This is a genomic window from Streptomyces sp. NPDC015032 (genome assembly GCF_043080425.1).
GTDB lineage: Bacteria > Actinomycetota > Actinomycetes > Streptomycetales > Streptomycetaceae > Streptomyces.
Genome location: NZ_JBIBVN010000007.1, coordinates 132,555 through 150,344 on the forward strand (window position 1 = coordinate 132,555; position 17,790 = coordinate 150,344).

At 69.6% G+C, this 17,790-nt stretch carries 17 protein-coding genes and 2 pseudogenes; 6 read left to right on the forward strand and 13 right to left on the reverse strand.

What is annotated here, in order from left to right; all coding sequences use genetic code 11:
* Positions 1–389 precede the first annotated feature (389 nt).
* On the forward strand, positions 390–1,286 hold the full coding sequence (locus ACF08M_RS13705) for an aminoglycoside phosphotransferase family protein (protein ID WP_392185425.1): 897 nt from the start codon (positions 390–392) through the stop codon (positions 1,284–1,286).
* On the opposite strand, the gene ACF08M_RS13710 is transcribed toward ACF08M_RS13705, so the two are convergent.
* The gene (locus tag ACF08M_RS13710) at positions 1,208–2,053 is read right to left on the reverse strand and encodes a hypothetical protein (protein ID WP_392185426.1); all 846 of its coding nucleotides are present in this window, start codon (positions 2,051–2,053) and stop codon (positions 1,208–1,210) included. The two genes, ACF08M_RS13705 and ACF08M_RS13710, sit on opposite strands and share 79 nt — an antisense overlap.
* Positions 2,054–2,573: 520 nt before the next feature.
* On the opposite strand from ACF08M_RS13710, the gene ACF08M_RS13715 reads away from it, so the two are divergent.
* Positions 2,574–2,906, forward strand: a complete 333-nt coding sequence (locus tag ACF08M_RS13715) for a hypothetical protein (protein WP_392185427.1) — start codon at positions 2,574–2,576, stop codon at positions 2,904–2,906.
* 109 nt (positions 2,907–3,015) lie between these two features.
* Here ACF08M_RS13715 and ACF08M_RS13720 read toward each other — a convergent pair whose 3' ends face one another.
* The gene (locus tag ACF08M_RS13720) at positions 3,016–3,492 is read right to left on the reverse strand and encodes a macro domain-containing protein (protein WP_392185428.1); all 477 of its coding nucleotides are present in this window, start codon (positions 3,490–3,492) and stop codon (positions 3,016–3,018) included.
* 486 nt (positions 3,493–3,978) lie between these two features.
* Here ACF08M_RS13720 and ACF08M_RS13725 point away from each other — a divergent pair, with 486 nt between their 5' ends.
* Entirely contained in the window at positions 3,979–4,710 is a 732-nt protein-coding gene (locus ACF08M_RS13725; RefSeq protein ID WP_392185429.1) for a MerR family transcriptional regulator, read from the forward strand.
* Positions 4,711–4,731: 21 nt separating this feature from the next.
* Here ACF08M_RS13725 and ACF08M_RS13730 read toward each other — a convergent pair whose 3' ends face one another.
* The 5 genes from ACF08M_RS13730 to ACF08M_RS13750 form a co-directional block, all read right to left on the reverse strand.
* The gene (locus ACF08M_RS13730; RefSeq protein ID WP_392185430.1) at positions 4,732–6,903 is read right to left on the reverse strand and encodes a 3-hydroxyacyl-CoA dehydrogenase NAD-binding domain-containing protein; all 2,172 of its coding nucleotides are present in this window, start codon (positions 6,901–6,903) and stop codon (positions 4,732–4,734) included.
* A gap of 198 nt (positions 6,904–7,101) precedes the next feature.
* Positions 7,102–8,316, reverse strand: coding sequence for an acetyl-CoA C-acetyltransferase (locus ACF08M_RS13735; RefSeq protein ID WP_392185431.1), 1,215 nt, complete (start codon positions 8,314–8,316; stop codon positions 7,102–7,104).
* A 36-nt stretch (positions 8,317–8,352) separates the two neighbouring features.
* Entirely contained in the window at positions 8,353–9,495 is a 1,143-nt protein-coding gene (locus ACF08M_RS13740) for an acyl-CoA dehydrogenase family protein (RefSeq protein ID WP_392185432.1), read from the reverse strand.
* Positions 9,495–9,659, reverse strand: a complete 165-nt coding sequence (locus ACF08M_RS13745) for a hypothetical protein (protein ID WP_392185433.1) — start codon at positions 9,657–9,659, stop codon at positions 9,495–9,497. Before ACF08M_RS13745 ends, ACF08M_RS13740 begins: the two co-directional genes overlap by 1 nt.
* Positions 9,659–10,801, reverse strand: a complete 1,143-nt coding sequence (locus ACF08M_RS13750; RefSeq protein WP_392185434.1) for a CaiB/BaiF CoA transferase family protein — start codon at positions 10,799–10,801, stop codon at positions 9,659–9,661. Before ACF08M_RS13750 ends, ACF08M_RS13745 begins: the two co-directional genes overlap by 1 nt.
* Before the next feature lie 181 nt (positions 10,802–10,982).
* Between ACF08M_RS13750 and ACF08M_RS13755 the strand changes: the two are divergent.
* A pseudogene (locus tag ACF08M_RS13755) lies at positions 10,983–11,330 on the forward strand (saccharopine dehydrogenase); the annotation flags it as partial.
* A 70-nt stretch (positions 11,331–11,400) separates the two neighbouring features.
* Here the strand turns inward: ACF08M_RS13755 and ACF08M_RS13760 are convergent.
* Together ACF08M_RS13760 and ACF08M_RS13765 are read right to left on the reverse strand one after the other, a co-directional pair.
* Complete coding sequence (locus tag ACF08M_RS13760; protein ID WP_392185435.1) at positions 11,401–12,429, reverse strand: peptidoglycan-binding protein; 1,029 nt, start codon at positions 12,427–12,429, stop codon at positions 11,401–11,403.
* Positions 12,430–12,680: 251 nt separating this feature from the next.
* Positions 12,681–13,493, reverse strand: coding sequence for a glycoside hydrolase family 25 protein (locus tag ACF08M_RS13765; protein WP_392185436.1), 813 nt, complete (start codon positions 13,491–13,493; stop codon positions 12,681–12,683).
* Between the two features lie 257 nt (positions 13,494–13,750).
* On the opposite strand from ACF08M_RS13765, the gene ACF08M_RS13770 reads away from it, so the two are divergent.
* A complete protein-coding gene (locus ACF08M_RS13770) occupies positions 13,751–14,752 on the forward strand; it encodes a peptidoglycan-binding protein (RefSeq protein ID WP_392185437.1) in 1,002 nt (333 codons plus the stop codon).
* Positions 14,753–14,800: 48 nt separating this feature from the next.
* On the opposite strand, the gene mmpA is transcribed toward ACF08M_RS13770, so the two are convergent.
* Both mmpA and ACF08M_RS13780 read right to left on the reverse strand, forming a co-directional pair.
* On the reverse strand, positions 14,801–14,944 hold the full coding sequence (gene mmpA, locus ACF08M_RS13775; protein ID WP_392185438.1) for a morphogenic membrane protein MmpA: 144 nt from the start codon (positions 14,942–14,944) through the stop codon (positions 14,801–14,803).
* 49 nt (positions 14,945–14,993) lie between these two features.
* Positions 14,994–15,671 (reverse strand): endonuclease V, encoded by a 678-nt coding sequence (locus ACF08M_RS13780; RefSeq protein ID WP_392185439.1) that lies wholly within the window; start codon positions 15,669–15,671, stop codon positions 14,994–14,996.
* 568 nt (positions 15,672–16,239) lie between these two features.
* Here ACF08M_RS13780 and ACF08M_RS13785 point away from each other — a divergent pair.
* A pseudogene (locus ACF08M_RS13785) lies at positions 16,240–16,453 on the forward strand (transposase); the annotation flags it as partial.
* A 69-nt stretch (positions 16,454–16,522) separates the two neighbouring features.
* Here the strand turns inward: ACF08M_RS13785 and ACF08M_RS13790 are convergent.
* Positions 16,523–16,696, reverse strand: a complete 174-nt coding sequence (locus ACF08M_RS13790; RefSeq protein ID WP_392185440.1) for a hypothetical protein — start codon at positions 16,694–16,696, stop codon at positions 16,523–16,525.
* The gene (locus ACF08M_RS13795) at positions 16,693–17,721 is read right to left on the reverse strand and encodes an MFS transporter (protein WP_392185441.1); all 1,029 of its coding nucleotides are present in this window, start codon (positions 17,719–17,721) and stop codon (positions 16,693–16,695) included. Before ACF08M_RS13795 ends, ACF08M_RS13790 begins: the two co-directional genes overlap by 4 nt.
* Positions 17,722–17,790 lie beyond the last annotated feature (69 nt).

The window sequence follows — 17,790 nt, forward strand, 5'->3', positions numbered from 1 at the left end:
TGAAGAGGGGCATGCCGAGGTCGACCAGCCGGGGCGGCCGTCGGTGGAAGTCCGGTTGAGGCTGATGAGCTTGGCCATGACGGCATCGAAACTGACCTGGAGTCACTCGCCCTCGCCGCGCCGGCCGTTGGCACGGGCCTCGGTGATGCGCTCACGGAGGTTGCGGATGATCTCGATGAGGCGGGGCCGCTGCTGCGGATCGAGCTGGAGCACAGGGCAGCGGATGCAGGCTTCTCCGAACTTTGGGGCCGGTCCGTCCCAAAGCCTCTGATCTGCAGCTCTCTGAAGCCGAGTCGGTGATGCCGGAGGAATCACAGCGAGATGATCCGGAGAGCGAGAGCCGCTCCGCCTGCCGCCTGCCGCCTGCCGCCGCAGTACTGTGACTTCGCATGACCGACACCGAGATCGAGATCACCGCAGACCTGGTCCGTGACCTGCTGCAGGAACAACATCCAGACCTTGCAGGGCTGGCCATCCGTGAGGTGGCGGGCGGCTGGGGCAACCAAATGTGGCGCCTCGGGGACGAGCTGGCCGTGCGCATGCAGCGCATGGACCCCACCCCGGAGCTCCAGCTCAACGAGCGGCGGTGGCTACCCGTGCTGGCCCCGCGCCTGCCGCTCCCGGTGCCGACCCCGGTGCGGCTCGGCGAACCGTCCGAGCGCTTCCCCAAGCACTGGACCGTGATGACGTGGGTTCCCGGCGAGCCGCTGGACCACAGCTCGATCAGCCGCGGCGCCCACGCGGCCGACACGCTGGCAGGCTTCCTCCAGGCGCTCCATGTGGAAGCGCCCGCCGGGGCGCCCATCACCACGGACCGCGGTGCCCATCCCAGGAACTGCACGGACGGCTTCGAGACCTTCTTCCAGGCCGTTGCCCCCGACGACATCGCTGCCGAGGTCCGCGCCGTCTGGGACGACGCCGTTGCGGCCCACGCGTGGGAGGGCCCGCCGGTATGGGTGCACGGCGACCTCCATCCCGCGAACGTCGTCGTCTCGGACGGAACGCTCTCGGGCATCGTCGACTTCGGTTGCTTGTTCGCCGGCGATCCGGCGTGGGACCTCGCCGCCGCATGGGTGCTGCTACCCGCGGGCACGGCCTCACGGTTCTTCGACATGTACGCACATGCAGACGAGGCGGCGATCCGGCGTGCCCGCGGACTGGCCGCTATGAAGAGCCTCTTCCTGATGCTCATGGGGCAGAACGGAGATCAGGGCCTTCCCGGCGGCAAGCCGCACTGGGGACCTGCGGGCCGGGCGGCACTTGATCGCGTTCTGAAGGGCGTTTGATACACGCTTCTTTGAACTGGTCCTCGATCTTGCTTGAGGGCCATGCGGCAGCCCACCTTCGTGAGTTCATCGATCACCACGCATGGATGGGGATGCCAAGGCCCACGGCCGCATGCTACCTCGACCCAGCTGAGGTGGCCTGCGGCTTTCGGAGCGATGGCTCTGCGCAGAGCGCCGCCGGTGGCGGGGATCAGCGCCCCGGGCCCGGGGTCCCCCGCCGCCTGGAGCAGGCCGGCGGCTTCTCGGCGCCGCCGCTCGGTAGTGCTGACCAGAATGGGGAGGACGGGAAACCGCTCGCGGGTGCGCTGATCCATCCGGGCCTTGCGCCGCTTGAATTCCTCGGCCTTGTGAATCTCGTCGTCGCTGATCGGGCAGGGCACGGCCCATGGCCCCCGGCGGGCCGGTTCCTCAGCGGCCCATTGCGGGATGTCGAGGTAGAACGCCCGAACGCGCATGTGTTCGTCCTTGGCGTCGAGTCGCGGGCTGGAGACCTCGGCACTCTTGCCGTCGGAGCCGACGGCAGTGCGCTTCTTGACCTTCAGGTCGTCCTTCCAAGCGCGAGCCGCCACCGGGGGCAGCCGCAGTGAGTCGATTCCCGGTGCCAGCGATTCGATCCGGGCCCGGATCAGGCCCGCGAGCGTGCGCGAGATCGCGTCCAGGCCGGCGAAGTCCAGCGATGGTTGGCGCTCGCGCAGATAGTCAACGATCAAATCGCGTACCGGCTTGCAACGGATCCGGTAGCGGTCCACCGGCCCTTCGATGCTCAACGGACCCAGGGAGCACCACCCAGGCGGCTCCGGACAAGTCCTCGGCCCCCGTGGCCATCCAGCGCTGCTGCCAGGTATAGCCGGGCTACGGGGTTACCGAGGGAGCTGTAGCTCCTGGGACGTCTGGTCGGTGGCTGTGTGGATTCCGGAGCAGAGCAGGTTGAATGCCTGAACTGCCACTGTGGCGACGTTGTCGCGGGCGTCGGTGAGTGACTCGCCGGACAAGATGCATCGTTGAAGCTCGCGCAGGACGGCGCGGTGTGTTCCGGCGATAGCGCCTGCGAGGAGTGCGGGCATCAGGTGGTTGCTCTGGCCCGGTCCGGTAGCGGTGTTCGGCCAGGGCAGTCGTCAGCGCGGCCTCGGCGCGTTCGCTGATCTCGCGTTCGCGTGCGCGCAGTGCAGCGCTGTCATGCTTCCACCGCTTCGGTCTTCTGCGCGACGACTACACCCCCAAGCCGGCTTTCGAGACATACCGGCGCCTCATCGACGAACTGGGCAATCCATCGGCGATGCCGGACCGGTGACGCCGCCATCCCCACGGCGGCTGGCGGACGACGCGATGGTCGAGGCCGACCCGAGGTGCGACGTCCGGTGGGTCCCGCTCGGGACCGCGGACACCGCGGGCACGGCCTGTGCCGCCAACGGGCACGCCGTGGCGAGCGCCGCGACCCCCCGTGGCCTGCCCCGGCTGCTGGATCCGCTCCGGTCCGGGAAGCCGGTCGTCGTGGCCGACCTGCTGACGGGCTTCCGGCCGGCGGGAACGGACGGGCTCGCGGACACCGTCCGGCTGCCCGCCTTGGCCGGGAAGGTATGCGGCGGTTGCTGGAGCAATTGGAGAGCTTTCGCGGCCTGACGCGTGTGACCGGCCCTGGCCGGTATCGGCAGGCCGTCTCCCCCATGGACACCGCCCGCCCCGTACAAGAGCGGTGCGGTCGCCCATGAAGCGATCGGCAGGCAGCCCCCTACGCGTAGTCGTACACCGTCACCGCCGTTCCCCGGCTCAGCAGCTGCTTCTCTATCAACGGCTCGATCCTCGACCATGTGCCGCCCGCCAACCCGCAGCCGATCCGCGGCATATGGACCGACGCCCCCAGCTCGGCGGCCCGGTCGGCCACGGCCCCCAGGGCCGTGTCGATAGCCTCGTAGCGCACCGGTATCCCTTTGCTGCCCGTGCGCATCCCCCGCTGGCCCACCATGTTCGCCACCCAGAGGTACGGGCTCACCTGGACGAACTGCACAGCGCCCAGGGCGAAGTCGTTTCCCGCGCGCCCCCGGTGCCAGTTGCGGTAGGCCGCCTCCGGCTCGGGCCAGCGGCGTGAGACGGCCAGGACAAAGCCCTTGCCCCAGCCGCCCAGGTCGTTGCAGACATGCGTGATCAGCTTGACGCCCTTGCCCTGCGGGTCGGTCGCGTCCCCTCGTACATACGTGATCCCTGCCATGACACCAGCGTAGGAGCCACCACTGACAACTGCGCCGGGTCCCGTCAGCCCCGGCCGTCGGCCTCCCCGTGCAACGCCTCGGTCAGTTCGGCGTACTTGTCACGGATCACATGTCGGCACAGTTTCAGCGAGGGGGTCGGTTCGCCCGTCCCGGGGCCCCATTCCTCCGGGAGCGGCCGGTGGCACTTGGCGTGGACTTGGCCCGCCGGTACGCGGCTTCGAGCGGGGCGGGTGGCCGTTCACCCCGCTCCCGGCAGGCGGTATGAGGGCGGGCAGGGTGAGTTGCCCGGTTTCCGTGGGGGCGCAGAGGCATGGCCACGACCGCCTTCTGTCGCCGTCGGCCGGACCGTACGGGTCCGTACCGCAGGGGGACTGCGCCGGGATCCTGCCGGACACTTTCACAACAGTGGTGAGACAGCAATACTGTTCCACCTGATCGGTGCAGGCACGGCAGTCCGCCGCCGGGCCGGAAGGCGAGGAGCAGACATGGCGACCGGGACCGAGGACCCGACGCTCACCGTCGACGAGCTGGCGGCGCGCGCCGGTATGACCGTACGCACCGTGCGTTTCTACAGCACCCGGGGCCTGCTGCCGCCGCCGGTGATCGGGCCGCGTCGGGTCGGGCACTACGGGCATGAGCATCTCTCCCGGCTCGCGCTCATCGAGGAACTCCAGCATCAGGGCATGACGCTGGCCGCGATCGAACGCTATCTGGAGCAGCTTCCGCCGGATCTGAGCGCGCACGACCTGGCGATCCACCGGGCGCTGGTGGCGTCCTGGGCGCCGGACACGGCGGAGGACGCGACACGGGCGGAGCTGGAGCGGCGTGCGGGCCGGGCGCTGACCGGGCAGGACATGGCGCGGCTGGCCGCGATGGGCGTGCTGGAGCGCGCGGAGCCGGCCGACGGCAGGTACCGGGTGGATCCGGGACTGCTGCGGCTGGGCGTCGAGTTGCTCGGCGTACCCATCGCGCACGAGACGATCCTGGCCGCCCGCACGGTTCTGCTGGAGCACTCCCGGTCCGCCGCACAGGAGCTGACCCGGCTGTTCCGGGACGAGGTGTGGGGTCCGTACCGGGAACGGGAGTCGGACCCGGAGCATGTGGCGGCCATGAAGTCGCTGTCGGCCGATATGCAGCCGATGGTGCTGCAGGCCCTGGTGACCGCGTTCCAGCGGTCGCTGAAGGAGGAGCTGCGGGCCGCGTTCACGGCGGAGTGAACACGGCCCGCGGGGTGAGCGTCAGTCGTGGAAGGTCTCGCCCTTCGCCGCCTTCTCCAGGAGCAGCGCCGGAGGCAGGAACCGGTCGCCGTAGCGCTCGGCGAGCTCCCGGGCACGGGCGACGAAGCCGGGCAGGCCGCCCGCGTACCCGTTGATGTACTGGAGCACGCCGCCGGTCCACGGCGGGAAGCCGATGCCCATGATGGAGCCGATGTTGGCGTCGGCGACGGAGACGAGGACGTTCTCCTCCAGGCAGCGGACGCTGTCCAACGCCTCGGAGAACAGCATCCGTTCCTTCATGTCGATGAAGGGGATGTCGTTGTCGGGCTTGGTGAAGTGCTCCCGCAGTCCGGGCCAGAGGCGGGTCCGCTTGCCGTTCTCGTCGTACTCGTAGAAGCCCGCGCCCCCACTGCGACCCGGCCGGTCGAACTCGTCGACCATCCGGTCGATGACCGCGTCCGCCGGGTGCCCGGCCCAGGTGCCGCCGGCCTCCTCGACGGCCCGCTTGGTCTCGTTGCGGATCTTGCGGGGCAGGGTGAGGGTCAGCTCGTCCATCAGGGAGAGCACCTTGGCCGGGTAGCCGGACTGCGCCGCGGCCTGTTCGACCGAGGCGGGCTCGGCACCCTCGCCCACCATGGCGACGCCCTCGTTGATGAACTGGCCGATGACGCGCGAGGTGAAGAAGCCGCGGGAGTCGTTGACGATGATCGGGGTCTTCTTGATCCGGCGGACCAGGTCGAAGGCTCGGGCCAGGGCCTCATCGCCGGTCCGCTCGCCCTTGATGATCTCGACCAGCGGCATCTTGTCCACGGGCGAGAAGAAGTGCAGCCCGATGAAGTCGGCGGGGCGCGAGACGCCTTCGGCGAGGACGGTGATCGGCAGGGTCGAGGTGTTGGAGCAGAGCAGGGCGTCCGGCTCGATGACGTCCCTAATCTCCTGGAACACCTTGTGCTTGAGCGCGGTGTCCTCGAAGACCGCTTCGATGACGGCGTCGCAGCCCGCCAGATCGGCCGGATCGCCGGTCGGGGTGATGCGGGCCAGCAGTTTGTCGCGCTCGGCCTCGGTGGTGCGGCCCCGGGAGAGCGCCTTGTCGAGGAGCTTCTCGCTGTACGCCTTGCCCTTGGCGGCGGCCTCCGCGGAGATGTCCTTGAGGACGACCTCGAGGCCGGCGCGGGCGCAGGAGTAGGCGATGCCCGCGCCCATCATCCCGGCGCCGAGGACGGCGACCTTGCGGGCCTGGCGTTCCTCGATGCCCTTGGGGCGGCCGGCCCCGGAGTTGACGGCCTGGAGGTCGAAGAAGAACGCCTGGATCATGTTCTTCGAAACCTGGCCGGTGACCAGCTCGGTGAAGTAACGGGCCTCGATGGTCAGTGCGGTCTCGAAGTCGACCTGGGAGCCCTCGACGGCTGCGGCCAGGATGTTGCGGGGCGCGGGCATCGGGGCGCCCGCGATCTGCTTCTTCAGGTTGGCCGGGAAGGCGGGCAGGTTCGCGGCGAACTTCGGGTTGGACGGGGTGCCGCCGGGGATCCGGTAGCCCTTGACGTCCCAGGGCTGCTGGGATTCGGGGTGGGCGTCGATGAAGACGCGGGCCTTGTCGAGCATCTCCTCGCGGGTGGCGGCGACCTCGTGGACCAGGCCGTTCTCCAGGGCGCGCCGCGGGGTGTACTGAGTGCCCTGGAGGAGGACCTTCAGCAGCGCGTCGGCGATGCCCATGAGACGTACGGTGCGGGTGACGCCGCCGCCCGCGGGCAGCAGGCCGAGGGTGACCTCCGGCAGGCCGATCCGGGAGCCGGGCGCGTCGAGGGCGACGCGATGGTGGGAGGCGAGGGCGATCTCGTAGCCGCCGCCGAGCGCCGCACCGTTGATGGCGGCGACGACGGGGATACCGAGGGTCTCGATGCGGCGCAGCGAGTTCTTGATGGCGGTGCCGGTGTCGAAGGCCTGCTGGGCGTTCTCGGGGCCGACCTTGATCATGTCCTTCAGGTCACCACCCGCGAAGAAGGTCTTCTTGGCGGAGGTGTAGATGATGCCGCGGATGGAGTCCTTCTCGGCCTCGGCGCGGTCGGCGACGGCCGCGATGGAGTCCTTGAATGCCCGGTTCATCGTGTTGGCGGACTGGCCGGGGTCGTCGAGTACGAGGGTGACGACGCCGGTCTCGTCCTGTTCCCAGCGGATGGTCGTGCTCTCGGTCATTGCTCTTCTTCTCCGTAAGAGAGGGGCCGGCAGGGGATGGCGTGGGTGAAGGAGCGGGGTCGGGGTGCGTGGATCGCAAGGCGGAGGACCGATCCATGGCGGAGCCATGGTGAGGGACGACAACGCCGCGAGGCGCGTGCCCCGACCCCGCGACGCCACGCCACCCGCTGCCGGCCCCTCGCGGGGGCCGGGGGACGGTCAGAGACGCTCGATGACGGTGGCGATGCCCATGCCGCCGCCGACGCAGAGGGTGGCGAGGCCGTGCCGCTTGTCCTGGCGCTCCAGTTCGTCGATGAGCGTGCCGAGGATCATCGCTCCGGTGGCGCCGAGCGGGTGGCCGAGCGCGATGGCACCGCCGTTGACGTTGATCTTGTCGAGGGAGAGCCCCATGTCCCTGGCGAAGCGCAGCACGACTCCGGCGAACGCCTCGTTGATCTCGACGAGGTCGATGTCGTCGATGGTCAGTCCGGCCTTGGCGAGGGCCTTGCGGGTGGCGGGCGCGGGGCCGGTCAGCATGATGGTGGGCTCGGAGCCGGAGACGGCGGCGGAGACGATCCGGGCGCGCGGGGTGAGTCCGTACCGCTCGCCGATCTCCTGGTTGCCGATCGCGACGAGCGCGGCGCCGTCGACGATGCCGGAGGAGTTGCCCGCGTGGTGGACGTGGTCGATCTTCTCGATCCAGTGGTACTTCTGCAGGACCACCGCGTCGAAGCCGCCCATCTCGCCGATCGCGGCGAAGGACGGCTTGAGCGCGGCGAGCGTGTCGGCGGTGGTGCCGGGCCGCAGGTGCTCGTCGTGGTCGAGGACGACGAGGCCGTTGCGGTCCTTGACCGGGACGACGGAGCGCGCGAAGCGGCCGTCCTTCCATGCCTGGGCGGCGCGCTCCTGGGAGAGCGCGGCGAATTCGTCGACGTCGCGGCGGGAGAAGCCCTCGATGGTGGCGATGAGGTCGGCGCCGACGCCCTGCGGGGCGAAGCCGGTGTCGAAGCTGGTCATCGGGTCCATCGCCCAGGCGCCGCCGTCGGAGCCCATCGGGACGCGGGACATCGACTCGACGCCGCCCGCGAGGATCAGGTCCTCCCAGCCCGAACGGACCTTGGCGGCCGCCAGGTTGACGGCTTCCAGGCCCGATGCGCAGAAGCGGTTCTCCTGGACGCCCGCGACGGAGTCCGGGAGGCCGGCCGCAATGGCGGCGATCCGGGCGATGTCGGACCCCTGGTCGCCGAGCGGGCTGACCACACCGAGGACGATGTCGTCGATGGCCGCCGGGTCCAGGCCGGGAAAGCGGCTGCGGATTTCGTGGATGAGGCCGACGACGAGGTCGATCGGTTTGGTGCCGTGCAGGGCGCCATTGGCCTTGCCGCGGCCGCGCGGGGTGCGGATCGCGTCGTAGACAAACGCTTCGGTGCTCAAGTCAGCAGCCTTTCGGGGGTGGTTGTGCGACGAGGGTCAGGCGAGCAGCGCGCGGCCGATGATCTCCTTCATGATCTCGGTCGTGCCACCGTAGATGGTCTGGATACGACCGTCGGTGAATGCCTTGGCCACCGGGTACTCCGCCATGTAGCCGTATCCGCCGTGGAGTTGGAGGCATCGGTCGGCGACGCGCTTCTGTAGTTCGGTGGCCCACCACTTGGCCATCGAGGCGTGCACGGCGTCGACCTTTCCGTCGGAATGATCGACGATGCAGCGGTCGACGAAGGTGCGGGTGACGGTGCACTCGGTGGCCATCTCCGCGATCTCGAACCCAATGTGCTGGAGCTTGGAGAGCGGGCGCCCGAAGGCCTCGCGCTCCTTGACGTACCGCGTGGTGATCTCCAGCAGATGTTCGGCGGCGGCGATCCCGGCGACCGCTATGCCCAGGCGTTCCTGCGCGAGGTTGGTCATCAGATGGATGAAGGCGCCGTCCCGCTCGCCGAGCAGGTTCTCCTTCGGGACACGGACGTCGTTGAAGAACAGCTCGGCGGTGTCCTGGGACTTCTGGCCGATCTTGTCGAGGTTGCGGCCCCGCTCGAAGCCCTCCGCGCCTCGTTCGACGACGATCAGCGAGAGCCCCTTGGCGCCGCCCTCCGGGGTGGTCCTGGCGACCACCACCACCAGGTCGGCGAGGATGCCGTTGGAGATGAAGGTCTTGGAGCCGTTGAGCAGCCAGTGGTCGCCCCTGTCCTCGGCGGTGGTGCGGATGCCCTGGAGGTCGGAGCCGGCTCCGGGTTCGGTCATGGCGATGGCGGTGATGATCTCGCCACTGCAGAAGCCGGGCAGCCAGCGCCGCTTCTGCTCCTCGGTGCCGAGGCCGGTGAGGTAGGGGCCGATGACGTCGTTGTGCAGCCCGATCGCCAGTCCGGGGGCACCGGCCCGGGTGAACTCCTCGGCGAGGACGGCGCTGTAACGGTAGTCGGTGGTACCGCCGCCTCCGTACTCCTCGGGTACGGCGAGGCCGAGCAGCCCCTGCCGGCCTGCGGCGAGCCACGCCTCGCGGGAGACGATGCCGTCGTTCTCCCACTGCTCGTAGTCCGGGAGGACCTCCTTGGTGAGAAAGGTGCGGACGGTCTCTCGGAACGCGTCGTGTTCTTCTGTGAAGATCTGCCGCTGCACTACGGGGCCTCCTGGAGCCGGTTCCTGACGTCGGGTCCCTCACCGGTACGGGCGATGAGGACAAGGTCGCGGGAGTACACGTCGAGGATGGCCGCACCGGTCGCGACTTGGTCGCACGCGGCGCGCGGGTCACCCGCGCGGATCAGCGGCGGGGAGAGTTCCATCAGCCGTCGGGGTCCTTCCGGGTCCTCGTGATGCCTGGTACGTCCCAGTCGGCGGCGACGGCCTCGGTGTCCGCGCCGGGCCGCGCCGGCCCGCTGCGTACGGAGACCGGGGTGGCGGAGAAACGGGGTGCGGGGGCCGGCTGGGTGAGTCCGCCGTGCTCGACGAAGGTGGAGCGGGCGGCGATGTGCGGATGGCGGGGCGCCTCGCGGAGCGAGAGGACAGGGGCGACACAGGCGTCCGTGCCCTCGAACACCTCGGTCCATTGCGCGCGCGTACGGGTCCTGAACCGTTCGGCGACGAGCGTGCGCAGCTCCTCCCAGCGGGCGGTGTCCCACCGGTCCGGTGCTTCGTCCTCGATGCCGAGGAGGGTGCTGAATTCGTCGTAGAACCGCTGTTCCAGCGGGCCGACCGCCATGTACTGGCCGTCGGCGGTCTCGTACGAGCCGTAGAACGGGCAGCCGCCGTCCAGGAGGTTGGAGCCGCGCCGGTCCTGCCAGCCGCCCGCCGCCAGCATCCCGTGGATCATCGTGGCGAGATGGGCGGCGCCGTCGACGATCGCCGCGTCCACGACCTGGCCCCGGCCGCCGGGGGTGCGGGCGTGCTGGAGGGCGGCGAGGACACCGACGACGAGGTAGAGCGAGCCGCCCGCGTAGTCGCCGACCAGATTGGCCGGGACGGTGGGCGGCTCCCCCGGCTTGCCGATCACGGAGAGGGTGCCGGTGAGGGCGATGTAGGCGATGTCGTGGCCGGCCCGTTCGGCGAGCGGTCCGTCCTGGCCCCAGCCGGTCATCCGTCCGTAGACGAGCCGCGGGTTGCGGGCCAGCGCGGCCGCGGGGCCGACGCCGAGACGTTCGGCGACTCCCGGCCGGTATCCCTCGATCAGGATGTCGGCGCGCTCGGCCAGATCGAGAACCTTGGCGGCCCCGTCCGCGGCCTTGAGGTCGATGAGCACGGAGCGTTTGTTGCGGTTGGTGAGGTCGTACGCGGAGTCGATGCCGAGCCCCGAGCCATCGGGCCGGTCGACCCTGACGACGTCGGCGCCGAGGTCCGCGAGGAGCATCGCGGCGAACGGACCGGGTCCGATGCCTGCCAGCTCGACCACGCGCACGCCTGCCAGCGGGCCGTGCTCCGTCGTAGTCATCAAGCCCCCATCGGTATGACACAACTGATGTAACAGCGATGATGCTAAGAAGGCATCGCACTCCGCACAACCCTTTGGGCCGAGCAAGCGCTTAGGGGATCCTCCCCCACGAGCACCGCCCGGCCGCACACCGCCACGGCCCCCTCCGCCAACCTCTGCCTGCCACATCGGCGCCGGCCCCGCGCTCACCGCGATGGACCGCGGCCCTCGGATGCTGAGCGCCGCGCGGGAACGCCGTCTGCACGAACCCCGTCCGGTTGTCCGCCGCGCCCACGTCCCGTACGGCGCCCCGCACTTCAGTACGGAGACCGGCACCTGGGCGCTGCCGCTGCCGGCACTGGACCCGCAGGTCGTCGAGCGTTCGGCGCGGGTTCTTGCCCGGTACGGCCCCGACTTCCGTGACCGGCACTTCGCCTCGGTGCGGCAACTGTCCGTAGCGCTGGGCGGCACGGCCGCGATCGGCGCCCTCCTCGGTGCCGCGCAGGTACCGGCGGCACGGTCCTGGCTGATGGGCCGCCACCAGCCGGGCAACCACGTGGCGGTGTCCGGCCGCCCCGGGTGGGGTGGCCGGACACCTGTCCTTCTCCTGCGGGTCGGGGTCAGCGGGACCAGCCGCAGTGCACATGCCTGCTGTGTCCGGCGTCGCCCGGGCCGAGGACCTCCGGCGCACCGAGCTTCTTGCAGGCCGCCATGAGCTGCTTGTGCGGGGCACCGCTGCCGACGTGGCGGCCGTTGATGTACGTGATGTCGAAGGCGATTCCGGCGTAGTGCCGGGAGTTGCCGCTGTGGTCGCCGCCGACGATCTCGGAGACGGAGAGCCGGTAGCTGTACTGGGTGCTCAGCTTCAACAGGCCGTTCAGCATCCGGGGATCGAGGGCGACCCGCCGGTTGGGCCTGTCGCCCCACGGGCTCGTGAGCGCTCCCTTTCCGTTCGCCGTATCGACGATGTTCTGCCGCGCCGTCGACCCGGCGTGCGTGCCGCCCGGGTGGACGGTGGCCAGGGTGATCTGCTTCCGGGCCAGGATCTGCTTGGCCAGGGCCGCCCGGTTGTTGCCGCCGGACGGCGCGCCGTTCAGCAAGGCCGCCCACGTCCGGGCGCCGACGACACCATCGGCCGCGAGCCCCGCGGACTTCTGGAACGCCTTCACCCTGTCCGCCACGGCCGCGGTGAAGGACCCGTCGACGGCCACCGCCTGCCCCCGCGCCTTCAGCAGGGTCTGTGCGGCCTTCACGGCCGGGCCCTTCGCGCCGCTGCGCAAGGTGGCGACGAGCTCCGTCCAGGTCCCGGCCCCGACGACGCCGTCCACGGCGAGGTGCCGGGCCTTCTGAAAGGCCTTCACCTTGTCCGTCGTGGACGGGCCGAAGGCTCCGTCGACCGCCAGCGCCTGCCCGCGGGAGTTCAGCAGGTACTGGAGCGCGGTGACCTCGGCGCCCTTGCTGCCCGCCTTCAGGGTCGGCCAGCCGACGGCGGCGAGCCGGACCGGGCGCTCGGCGGCGACCGGGGCCGTCGTCGGGAGTTCGCCCGCAGCGGCGAGGGAGGTCGCCGGGCCGGTCAGTGCGGCGATGGCGACGACTCCGGCGACGAGGCGGGCTGCGGTGCGGCGGGTCCGGGTGGGAGATGCGTACATGGGTGACTCCTCGGTTTGCGTGGTGGTGATCATTCGGTGGCGGGTCGGGGCGGCGGCTTCCCTCATGGGCTCCGTGCGCCTCGTAAGATTCCTGACGCCCATGAGGTCTGCGAGGTCTGTGTTGTCCTTGGTGCCTGTAGTGCCTGTGGTGCCCTTGGTGCCTGTAGTGCCTGTTGTGCCCTTGGTGCCTGTGGTGTCCTTGGTGCCTGTGTGGGCGGCTCGCTTGCCGGCCGGTCGGCGCCGGGCCGCTGTCACGACCGGGCCCCGCCCTTCGCCATCGCCCGCAGTTCGGCCTGGCTGCCGCGGAAGACGTTGCGGTCCACCGGCCCCGTGATCCCCGGGTCGGTTCCCGTCCTGGTGTACTGCCAGAAGGTCCAGGAACGGTTGGCGCCGGGCACCTGCTGGGGTTCGTTCGCGTGGCTGTCGTACCGGGCGAGCCACAGCGGATATCCGGCGAACACCTCGCCCTTGCCGCCCAGGCACTCCTTCACGAAGGACGCCCGGGTGTAGACGATCGGGGTGACGTCGAAGGCCTTCTGCACATCGCGAAGGAAGATCCGCAGCTGGTCCGGGCGCAGCGCCTTCGGGCAGACCTCCGTGCGGCCCGCGGGAAGCTTCTCCACATCCAGCACCGGTGGCAGCTCACCCGCCAGGTTTCCCTGGTAGCCGGCCGCTCGGGCCGTCGCGACGAAGTGCCGTGCCTGCGCGGCTCCGTCGTCCGTGGTCCGAGGGCGGAAGAAGTGGTACGGGGCGCGGAGCAAGGAGGTCTTGGCAGCGGCGGCGTAGTCACGGGCGAACCAGCCGTCCTTGCGGGACGCCCCTTCCGTGGCCTTGAGGAAGGCGAAGCTGTTCGAGGCGGCCACGCGGTTCCAGTCGATCGCCGTCGTCTGCTGCTTCCCCTTCGACTCGTGGTTGTAATGACTGGTGTCCACACCGCTGACCCCGTACGACGAGGGCGGCGCGGCCTCGACGGTCGGAGCGATCGCGGCCAGCGCGAGCAGGGCCGCTCCCACGGCGGTGCCGGTCAGGGCTACGCGCACTCTTACGGGTGATGTCTGAGGCATATTCAGGTCTCCTTGTTCCTCTGGCGAGAAGGCCGTGGGCATCCCCGTCCGCCGCGAATGCGCAGGCAGGAGCACCCCCTGACAGGGGTGGGAACGGGGTGGGTTCGCGGGGCCCGCCGGGCCGGCCGCTCTTCAACTGTGCAGCACGGAACGGAGCTTTCACTACGATCTGCGTCCCGCAGGTCGATGCACCTATGCATCACCACGATGCACGGTTCTGACCTGCGGCTATGCACACAGGAAGCCGGGGAGGAACAATGACGGACAGCACTGCGGCCGGCCACGAGGAACATCCGGGGCGTACTCTCGCCGAATTACTGAGGAACTGGTGGGAGTCGTCTGCGCGCGACGGCCGTGAGAAGCCCACCCAGCAGTCCCTCGCCAAGCGGCTGGGGGTCGACCAGACCACTCTGTCGCGCTACCTGAATCCCGCTCACGCGTCCAACGCCCCGCGCAGGATCGTCGAGCAGTTGCATGCGGTGCTCCGGGCACCGGCCGATGACCTGGTCCGGGCGCGCGCCCTGGCCGACGCCGCGGCCGGGGCCTCGCCGGCCAGGAAACGCCCGGCGCCCACGCCGCCGCCCGGCCCGATGCCCGCCGCGCCCGGACCGGTGGAGACGGTCACCGGCACGTCCGTATCATCCGCCGGCCCGGCCGCGGGGCGCGATCCGGCGGCCCGTCTGTGGGACCGCTCCCCCGTCGCGTTCCCCACCCTGGCCGTCTCGGTGTTTCTCCTCGTCGTGCTCGGCTGTCTCGCGTGGTGGATGGTTCCGACCACGGGACAGAACGATGCCAAGGCCACCGCAAAGGTGTCGGACCGTCCGTCGGAGGGCACCGAGTGGCCGCTGGTACGCAAGGGCAATGTGCTCTGGAAAGCCCGTACCGTGCAATACCTGCTCCGGGCGAACGGCTTCGACGTGAAGGTCGACGCCGATTTCGGACGGGCCACGGCGGAGGCGGTGAAGAAGTTCCAGACCGCTCATGGCCTGACGGCCGACGGCAAGGTCGGGAAGGACACCTGGCCCCTGCTGATCGTGACGGTCGACTCGCGTACGTCGAAGCCCGAGGCCATCACGGCCGTGCAGTACCTGCTGCACCAAGCCGGAGTACCGACCGACAGCACCGGCACGTACACCCTTTCGACCATGCGGTCGCTGAAGGAGTTCCAGGCGTCCCGGAATCTGCCCGTGACGGGCATCGGGGACGAGGGCACCTGGCGCGCCCTGCTCAATGCGCAAGGCCCTGACCAGCACAAGTAGCCGCGGTGGCGGAGCGACGCGCTCTATCGGGCCGGAGTTCCCAGGGGGTCAGAACACCCAGGCCACCAGTGTGCAGATCATCGAGACGACCCAGGCCGCTCCCGCCAGAATGCCGAGCGTCATCCCCACCGCGACCCGGCGCTGGGCGAGGTAGACGGTTCCTGGTCGCGTGGACGTTCGATGTTCGGTCATGGGTACCAGTCTGCCCGTCGTGATCGGCGGGCGATATCCGTACATGTACTCAGGCGGTCGCTTCCCGCAGGGCCCGACGGCAGAGCGCGTCGGCCCTGCGAGTGGTCTCCGGCTGCCGGAAATCCCGTGCCAGCAGCAGAGTGTGGGCGCAGGCGTTGTCCAGGCTTGTCCGGTGTCCGACGGAGACGAAGACCGGCTTGACGCCGTCCTGGGTACGCAGTGCCCGGCCCACCTCCTCCTCGCCGTCGAGAAGCGGAGACCAGTCGCCCCGGCGGGGTCCCGGCTGCTCGTACGAGAAGGTGAACGGGTTCTTGGCGACGCCGATCACGGGGAGCCCGGTAAGTACCCCGAGGTGACTGGCGAGTCCGAAACGACGCGGGTGCGCCAGGCCGTATCCGTCACAGATCACCAGTCCCGGGTCGACCGGCAGGGACTCCAGCGCGGACAGCACCGTCGGGATCTCCCGGAAGGCGAGGAGACCAGGGATGTACGGGAAGGTGACCCGGCCGACGGCGGTGGCCTCGGCGACCACGTCGAGCGTCGTGCCGTCCAGGACGACCGCTGCCGCCACGACGACATCGCGCTCGTCGTCGTAGGCGACATCGACCCCCGTGACCCGGCCGGATCCGGGCGGTGGGCCCGGTTCGTCGAGCACCACACGGGAACGCAGGGTGTCCTGAACGGCTCGGGCTTCGGCCTCGCCGGCGGGCATCGGGAGCGTTGTCATAGTGCTGTCAAGTCTAAGGGCTGTCCCTTTGCCGGTGTCATCGTCCCTTTGCCGGTGCCATCGTCGCCGGACCGGGCGAGGCCGGACCCCGAAACGTTTTCCGTGATCTTCTAGGCGGTGCAGGCGCGGGCGGTGTGGACGGTGGGGGCGGTGAGGTAGAAGGCGTCGGGGCGCCAGAGGATGCCGGTAGGGGCGTTGCCAATCCACTGATTCCTGGTCATACCTCATCCCCCGTTGTCGACTCTCCTCGGATCACCGGCACTATCTGCAACACCACCACCCTGAATCTGGTTCCGTTGCAGTTTCGGAACACACAATGTCTGAAATAGCACACAACAAGTCTCGGCAGACCACCGCTGCGGCAGGACGGGGCTCCTGGTGACAGGACCCACCCCACATGCGCAGCGAGTACCCCAGTGCCGCCAAACTCGCGCAACTCGTAAGCAGGCCAACAAGCGAACGGACCACGCTGACGGACGGTCTACTCCTCGGACTGCCTTTTACGACCAGGGTGAGTACCCCGAGCACGGGTCACACCAGCCCTTTGACCGGCGACTTCACGTTGGCCGACATCACCTGCCGGCTGCGACCCAGCGCGCACACCTCACCGCAGCAGATCCTGTGCCATCCCCAGGGCCGGGGCGAGGACCAGCACTTCCCTGTTCCCGGCCCCGGCCGTACTTGGTGCTCTGCGCCCTGGAAACGGGCCGCAGTTCGTGGACCGCGCCGCTGGACGCGCCGCGCGGCCGGCCCCGGGCGACGACGCCGCCACCGTCACGGCCGAGTGGACACAGCGCTCGCCGCAAAGCGCACGGGCCCGCGGCCCGCAGGGTTGCTGATCAGCTGTGCTCTCAACGATCGAGTGCGTGGGCCGCAGGCGGCTCGATCTTGCGCAGTTGCGCGAATGGCACAGCTGAGGCGAGCACGAGAGCGATCGCTCCCACGAGCAGAAGGGCGAACCATGCGCCAGAACCGTCGATGACGATTCCAGCTGCCGCGGACGCCAGCGATGCGCCGAGGTTCACGGAGGTGTTGATCCATGTCGACGCTTCCGTCCGGCTGGATTCCGGAACGATGGTGTCGGCGATGAGGTACCGGTGATGAGAGACGGAGCGAGGAACAGGCCGACGAGCGCGAGGCCCGCAGCGAACAGACCCAGCGTGTCCAGCCGCGACACGAGCACCGCGGCGAACCCCATGCCTGCGCACAGGGCGAACAGTCTCTTGCCGATTCCCGCCTTGAGGTTCAGCTGCCCGTAGAGAAATCCGCCGAGAGCACTTCCGCCGGCGAAGGCTGCCAGAAGCCAGCCCGAAGCTGCGACAGCATCATGGTGCGCAGCGGCTGCCGGTGCTGCGATCTCCGCGACGCCGAGTACACCACCGACGCCCAGGAGGACGATCAACACCCTTGCGAAACCCGGTCGGCGCAGCGGGCGATCACCTCGCGCGACGCCCCCTCCTGTTCCGCGAAGTGCCCGCGCCGACGCGCTGGACGTCATCGCTGCGGTACCGAGGAAAACGGCTGCCGCGGTCAGCCAGAGCCCGGTGCTGGGAGAACTGGCGACAATGACCGCGGTGATGACGACGGGGCCGGCGACGAAGAGGAGCTCTTCGCACACCGCGTCGATGCTGAAGGCTTTCGTTCGCTGGTCACCGGCCGTCGTGAGCGACGCCCAGATCATTCTCATCGCCGCCCCCAGGGGCGGCGATGAGAGGCCGATCAACGCGCTGAGAACGAGGAACCAGATATCCGCAGTTCCCTCGGCTTCCGTGACGAGCGCGAGAGCGATGAACCCTGAGGCCTGGCCCGATGCCATGACGGTGAGGGCGATTCGTTGACCGAATCGATCGACGGCCCGGGCCCGCCAGGGGGCAGCGATGACGTTGGCGATTCCGAACACCGCTGTTGCGAAACCGGCTTGCGTGTACGAACCCGTACTGTCCTGGACGGCCAGGAGGAGGGCAAGACCGCCCATCGCGAGAGCGGACCGACCGATCAAGGCGGGGAGGAAGGCGCGAAGCGCGCCAGGAAGGAGAAGCACTGCGAGCACGAAGAAGCTCCGATGATGTGCAACCGGCGTCGTATGCGCGGTCGGCAGAATCTGACGGCTATCGAGGTC

Coding starts and splice junctions, on each gene's coding strand:
- ACF08M_RS13745 (WP_392185433.1), bottom strand. CDS start 9,659: ATGGAACTCTCCCCGCCGCTGATCCGCGCGGGTGACCCGCGCGCCGCG.
- ACF08M_RS13765 (WP_392185436.1), bottom strand. CDS start 13,493: ATGCCTCAGACATCACCCGTAAGAGTGCGCGTAGCCCTGACCGGCACC.
- mmpA (WP_392185438.1), bottom strand. CDS start 14,944: ATGACCGAACATCGAACGTCCACGCGACCAGGAACCGTCTACCTCGCC.
- ACF08M_RS13725 (WP_392185429.1), top strand. CDS start 3,979: ATGGCGACCGGGACCGAGGACCCGACGCTCACCGTCGACGAGCTGGCG.
- ACF08M_RS13705 (WP_392185425.1), top strand. CDS start 390: ATGACCGACACCGAGATCGAGATCACCGCAGACCTGGTCCGTGACCTG.
- ACF08M_RS13720 (WP_392185428.1), bottom strand. CDS start 3,492: ATGGCAGGGATCACGTATGTACGAGGGGACGCGACCGACCCGCAGGGC.
- ACF08M_RS13750 (WP_392185434.1), bottom strand. CDS start 10,801: ATGACTACGACGGAGCACGGCCCGCTGGCAGGCGTGCGCGTGGTCGAG.
- ACF08M_RS13760 (WP_392185435.1), bottom strand. CDS start 12,429: ATGTACGCATCTCCCACCCGGACCCGCCGCACCGCAGCCCGCCTCGTC.
- ACF08M_RS13730 (WP_392185430.1), bottom strand. CDS start 6,903: ATGACCGAGAGCACGACCATCCGCTGGGAACAGGACGAGACCGGCGTC.
- ACF08M_RS13780 (WP_392185439.1), bottom strand. CDS start 15,671: ATGACAACGCTCCCGATGCCCGCCGGCGAGGCCGAAGCCCGAGCCGTT.
- ACF08M_RS13770 (WP_392185437.1), top strand. CDS start 13,751: ATGACGGACAGCACTGCGGCCGGCCACGAGGAACATCCGGGGCGTACT.